General features: G+C 66.8%; 5 protein-coding genes. 3 read left to right on the top strand and 2 right to left on the bottom strand.

Features of this window, described 5'->3' with window-relative positions; translation table 11 throughout:
* From ACH107_RS08650 to ACH107_RS08640, 3 genes are all read left to right on the top strand, one after another.
* Nucleotides 1-1,402 (top strand): molybdopterin cofactor-binding domain-containing protein (locus ACH107_RS08650; protein WP_412505492.1); only part of this gene is annotated, 1,402 nt, incomplete at its 5' end.
* A gap of 46 nt (nt 1,403-1,448) precedes the next feature.
* A complete protein-coding gene (locus ACH107_RS08645; protein ID WP_412505490.1) occupies nt 1,449-2,501 on the top strand; it encodes an AbrB family transcriptional regulator in 1,053 nt (350 codons plus the stop codon).
* A gap of 56 nt (nt 2,502-2,557) precedes the next feature.
* The gene (locus tag ACH107_RS08640; RefSeq protein ID WP_412505489.1) at nt 2,558-3,313 is read left to right on the top strand and encodes an SDR family NAD(P)-dependent oxidoreductase; all 756 of its coding nucleotides are present in this window, start codon (nt 2,558-2,560) and stop codon (nt 3,311-3,313) included.
* Nucleotides 3,314-3,317: 4 nt separating this feature from the next.
* On the opposite strand, the gene ACH107_RS08635 is transcribed toward ACH107_RS08640, so the two are convergent.
* Nucleotides 3,318-4,106, bottom strand: a complete 789-nt coding sequence (locus ACH107_RS08635; RefSeq protein ID WP_412505488.1) for a potassium channel family protein — start codon at nt 4,104-4,106, stop codon at nt 3,318-3,320.
* A 65-nt stretch (nt 4,107-4,171) separates the two neighbouring features.
* The gene (locus ACH107_RS08630; protein ID WP_412505487.1) at nt 4,172-5,986 is read right to left on the bottom strand and encodes an ABC-F family ATP-binding cassette domain-containing protein; all 1,815 of its coding nucleotides are present in this window, start codon (nt 5,984-5,986) and stop codon (nt 4,172-4,174) included.
* Between the last annotated feature and the right edge of the window lie 14 nt (nt 5,987-6,000).

Below are 6,000 nucleotides of genomic sequence, written 5' to 3'. Positions count from 1 at the left end.
AAGCACTGGGATGGAGCGACAGCCTGCGCCAACAGAACCTGTCCCCCAGGGGCCGCGAGGACTTACCCGACGGCCTGCTGTTCGAGACCGCTTCGACTGGGGGCCGGCCCCTTACCCGGCCGAACAGGCCGATCACTGGGCCACGCTCGCCGATTCGTTCACCGGTGACCGGCACGACGCCACGTGGCGCGACGATGGTGACGCCGCCGGGACGCTCGACGCGGCCACCCAGACGCGGCGGGCCGAGTACCGGGTGCCCTACGCCGCCCACCAGCCGCTGGAGCCACTCAACGCCACGGCGCTCGTCACCGACGCGGCCGTCGATATCTGGTCCGGCGCCCAGCTTCCGCGGATGCTGCAACGACAGGTCGCCGGCATTACCGGCCACGCGCCCCGGCAGGTCCGCTTTCACAACCAGGTCACCGGCGGCAGCTTCGGCCACAGGCTGGAATTCGCTTACGTCACGCAGGCCGCCGAGATCGCCAACCGGATGCGCGGCACCCCCGTGAAACTGACCTACCGCCGGGAAGAGGATTTCGCCCAGGACTTCCCGCGCCACATCGCCATGGGCCGGGCGCGCGGCGCGGTGCGCGACGGACAGGTCCACGCCATCGACCTGTCCATCGCCGCGCCCTCCGTCACGGCCTCGCAGATGGGCCGGGCCGGCCTGCCCGCGCCCGGCCCGGACATCCAGATCGCCGCCGGCGCGTGGAATGCCCCGTATGCCCTGCCCCATTACCGGATGCGCGCCTACCGCGCGCCCGCGCTTGCCCCTGTGTCCTCGTGGCGGGCCGTCGGCGCCCCCGGCGCGGGCTTCGTCTTCGACAGCTTTCTCGACGAGCTGATCCACGCCGCCGGGGCCAATCCGATGGCCGAACGCCTGCGCCTGGTGAGCAACGCCACCGCGCGCAAGGTGCTGGAAGCCGTGGCCGACATGTCGGACTGGGGCGCGCCGGTGCCGCCCGGCACCGGGCGCGGCGTGGCCTTCGTGGAAAGTTTCGGCGTGCCCTGCGCCGAGGTGGTCGAGGTCACGCAAACCCCCGCGGGCATCCGGCTCGACAAGGTCTGGGTCGCCGCCGATGTCGGGCGCGTCGTGGACCCGGTCAATTTCGAGAACAACGTGCAGGGCAGCGTGATCTGGGGGCTGGGCCACGCCATGAACTGCCAGATCACCTATGCCGACGGGATGGCCCGGCAGGCGAATTACCATGACCATCCGGGCCTGCGGCTTGCCCAATGTCCCGAGATACATGTGCGCGGCCTCGAGAACGGCGACGCGATCCGCGGGATCGGCGAGCCGCCCGTGCCCCCCGCCGCCCCGGCCCTTGCCAACGCCATCTTTGCGGCGACCGGCACGCGGCTGCGCGAAATGCCCTTCGACGGGTTTGTCGATTTCGCCTGACGGGACCGCCCCTTGCCCGCGCCGCCCCGGGGTGGTTCAAGACATCATGCCCACGACAAGCACAACCGCGGCCCTGCTGGCCCTTTCAACTGTCGCGGGGCTGGTGGCGGCATGGCTGGGGACACCCCTGCCCTTCCTTATCGGGCCGCTCGTCAGTGCCGGCGCGGTGGCGACGGGCCTGCCCCACAAGCTGCCGACCGGCTACCGCTTCCCCCCGTGGCTGCGGATCGGTTTCATCGCGATTATCGGGCTGATGATCGGGGCGCAGGTGACACCGGCGCTTGTCCGACGCGCCCCCGATCTTGCCCTCGGTTTCGCCGCCCTCGTCCTGTTCGTGGGGCTGGCACACGGGTTCAACTATGCCGTGTTTCGCCGGCTGGGGCGCTATGACCGTGCCACCGCCTTCTATTCAGCCACGCCCGGCGGGCTCTTCGAATCGCTCGCCATGGGCGAGGCGGCCGGCGCCGATGTCGCGCGCCTGACCTTGCAACAGTTCCTGCGCGTGATCACGGTCGTCACCCTTCTGCCGCTCGGACTGTCGATCTGGCTGGGCCAGCCTGTCGGCAGCGCCGGCGGCATGAGCCTCGCACAGGGCAGCGTGTCCATGTCATCGCTGTCCGCGGTTGCCGTGGCAGGGCTGGTCGGGATCGCCGCGGGGCGGCTTCTGCGCCTGCCCGCGCGGCAATTGACCGGCCCGATGCTGGTTGCCGCGCTCATCTCGCTCAGCGGGATCTTCACGCTCGATATCCCGCAATGGCTGGTGAACGTGGCGCAGGTGGTGGTGGGCACCGCGCTCGGCATGCGCTTCGCCGGGTTGTCGCGCACGCTCATCCTGCGTGGCGTCGGCCTGTCGCTGGTATCGGTGGCCGGCATGCTGACGATGGCGGGCGGCTGCGCGGCGGTTCTGCTGCCGCTGACGCATCAGCCCTTCGATGTTCTTTTCATCAGTTTCGCGCCCGGCGGCGTGACGGAAATGGCGCTCGTCGCGCTCAGCCTCGAAGCCAGCCCGGCCCTCGTGACGCTGCATCACGTCTGGCGCATCCTCGTTACCGTTGTCGGGCTCGCCCTCTCGGCGCGGTGGGTGCGCGACGGGCTTTGACACCCCCGCCCGACCACGGTATCTGAACAGGTGTTCATTTCTTTGCCGGAGGCCCCATGCAGATCACCGACACAGCCGCGATCATCACCGGGGGCGCCTCCGGGCTGGGCGAGGCCACGGCGCGCCATTTCCGCGACATGGGCGCCGACGTCACCATTTTTGACCGTGACATTACCCGCGGCCCGCGGGTGGCCGAGGAAATCGGCGCGGCCTTCGTGGAAACCGACGTCACGTGCGAAGAGTCGGCCAGTGCGGCCATCGCGACCGCCATGGCGCGCATGGGGCGGATCACCGCGGCGATCAATTGCGCCGGGATCGCCACCGGCGAAAAGACGCTCGGGCGCGACGGGCCACACGGCCTCGCGTCCTTCCAGCGGACCATCGACATCAACCTGGTGGGCAGCTTCAACGTCGCCCGGCTTGCCGCGGCGGAAATCGCGCGGAACGCCCCCGGCCCCGATGGCACGCGCGGGGCGATCGTGCATACCGCCTCCATCGCGGCCTTTGACGGCCAGAAGGGCCAGGCCGCCTATGCCGCCTCCAAGGCCGGCATCGCGGGGCTGACACTGCCGATGGCGCGCGACCTTGCGCGCGACGGTATCCGCGTGATGGCCATCGCGCCCGGGACCTTTCTCACGCCGATGCTCAAGGGCCTGCCCGATGACGTGACCGAATCGCTGGCGAACGATGTCACCTTTCCGAAACGGCTGGGCGACCCGGCGGAATACGCCGCGCTGGCCCGGTTCATCGTGGAATGCGATTATCTCAACGGCGAGGTCATCCGCCTCGACGGCGCGTTGCGGATGCAGTGACGGCTCAGGCCGCGCCCTCGGTCTCGATCTTCAGCTCCAGCCCGCAATGCTTGCAATGGATGGCGTCCAGGTCATGCCGGGTGAGACCGCATTCGGGGCACTTGTACCGCACCTTCGCCGGCGAGAAGATCGCCTTGACCAGCGTCAGGAACAGCCCGACACCGACCACCATGATCCCGACCGACAAGAGGCGCCCGAGCGGTGTTGTCAGGGTAATGTCGCCAAAACCCGTCGTGGTCAGCGCCGTCACCGTGTAGTAGAGCGCGTCGAAATAGCTTGTCAGCCCGGGCTCTTGGCTGCCCCGCAGCGTATGGACGAGCGCCGTCATCGCGAAGACGAACACCACGAGGTTGACCGTGGCAAGGATGGCGTCTTCGCGTTGCCGGAAGACCTTCGAATCCCGCCGCAGGTCTTTCAGCAGGTGATACGAATGCACCAGCCGCAACGCCCTCAGGACCCGCATCACCGCCAGCCCCTGCCCGATGAACGGCGCCGCCGCCAGCGAGGCCAGCACCGCGATATCCACGATCACGTAGAACCTGCGCAGCAATCGCGTCCGGTTTTCGGCAATCCAGAACCGTGCCAGCAGGTCGGCGAGGATCACCGCCCCGATCACCGCGTCCGCCACCAGAACCAGCCGCCCCGGCACCATCGCCGCCGTCGCGAGGAAGAAAATGATGCTTACCGCGTCGAAGATCAGCAGGCCATAGCGGAAGCGGGTCGCCCGCTTGCTTCGGCCTTCGTAAAGCAGCCGCACGCTGTCCCGCAGCGGCGTTGTTTCTTTGCCCGACATCACCCGTTCTCCCGCGTTGATCGACACCCACGCGATACCGCCGTGATACCGACGCAAGGCAGACCTCAGTTTTCGGCCTTTTCAGCCAGCGTCAACCATTCCTCTTCCGCCGCCCGCAGCGTCTCCTGCCGCGCGCTCAGTGCCTCGGTCGCCTTGCGGAACTTCACCGGTTCGCGCGTGAAAAGGTCGGGATCGGCCAGCAGTTGCTCCAGCTTGGCGATCTCGGACTCCAGCCGCTCGATCACCTGCGGCAGCTCGTCCAACCGGTGCTTCTCGGTAAAGGAAATGCTGTCACTCGATTGTTTTTCCTTTTCTTTCTCGGGTTTGCTGCGCTTTTTCCCCTCGGCGGGGCGACTTTCCACCTGCCCGCGCTCGCGACGCTGCGACTGGTAGTCGGACCAGCCCCCCGCGTAAACCGTGGCACGCCCGTCCCCCTCCATGGCGATTGTCGTGGTGGCCACCCGATCAAGGAAGTCCCTGTCGTGACTGACCAGCAGCACGGTCCCCTCGTAATCGTCCAGCAGCTCCTGCAACAAGTCCAACGTCTCGATATCAAAGTCGTTGGTCGGCTCGTCCAGTACGAGGAGATTGCTTTCCCGTGCCATCAGCTTCGCAAGTAAAAGACGCGCTTTTTCCCCGCCCGACAAGGACTTGACCGGCGCTCTTGCCTGCCTCTCATCGAACAGGAAATCCTTGAGGTATCCGACCACGTGGCGCGGCTGGCCACGTACCATGACCTGGTCGGCCTGCCCGGACACCCGCATGTCGCGATCACCGGTCAGGCTGTCCCAGAGGGTCATTTCAGGGTCGAGGCGCGCGCGCGCCTGATCGAACACCGCCGGCTCCAGATTGGTGCCATGGGTCACGCTGCCCGTGTCCGGCTCGATCTCCTTGAGCAGGAGTTTCAGAAGCGTCGTCTTGCCGACCCCGTTCGGCCCGACAAACGCGACGCGGTCGCCGCGCAGAACCCGCAGGTCAAAGCTCGTCAGGATGGGTTTGTCATCGTAGCTCTTCGCGATATCGCGGGCCTCGATCACCTTCTTGCCGGATTTGGGCCCCGAATCAAGCGCCAGTGCCGCCGTACCCTGCCGCTTGATCTGCGCGGCGCGTTCGGCGCGCAGCGATTGCAGCGCACGGACACGGCCCTGGTTCCGTTTGCGCCGAGCGCTGATTCCCTCCACGGCCCACCGGGCCTCGGACTTGATCTTGCGGTCGAGCTTGTGCCGCGCGGCATCCTCTTCTTCCCAGACCTTGTCGCGCCATGCCTCGAAGTGTTCGAAACCCTTTTCTTGGCGCCGAACCATTCCCCTGTCTATCCAGAGAGTTGCACGTGTTAGTTCACGCAGAAAGGCGCGGTCATGGCTGATGAGCACAAAGGCGGTTCGTGTTTCCTTCAACTGCGTTTCAAGCCATGCGATCGCCTCGATATCGAGGTGGTTCGTCGGCTCGTCCAGAAGCATCAGGTCCGGCGCCTCGGCCATGAGCTTGGCCAAGGCCGCCCGGCGCCGCTCGCCGCCCGACGCCGTGTTGACGGGACATTCCGGATCGAACTTCAGCCCCTCGGCCGCCATTTCGACGCGGTAACGCTCGCTTTCATCCAGCTCGCTGCCCGCGAAGGCGCCCAAGGTTGAAAACTCACCCATGTCAGGGTCTTGTTCCATGTAGCCCACGCTTGTCCCCGGGGCTGTGACACGCGTTCCGGTATCCTGCTCGACAAGCCCAGCCATCACCTTCATCAAGGTCGACTTGCCGGATCCGTTACGGCCGACAAGAGCTACCCTGTCACCCGGCTGGATCACGAGTGAGAGATCGTCAAACAAGGGGGCGCCGCCGAATGTCAGCGAGATGTCGGATAACTGCAAAAGAGGTGCTCGAGCCATGGCAGCGGGCTATC

Source organism: Roseovarius halophilus (ex Wu et al. 2025), from assembly GCF_047086965.1.
The sequence above is the reverse complement of the archived record's forward strand: the minus strand, read 5'-3'. Positions and strand labels throughout refer to the sequence as shown.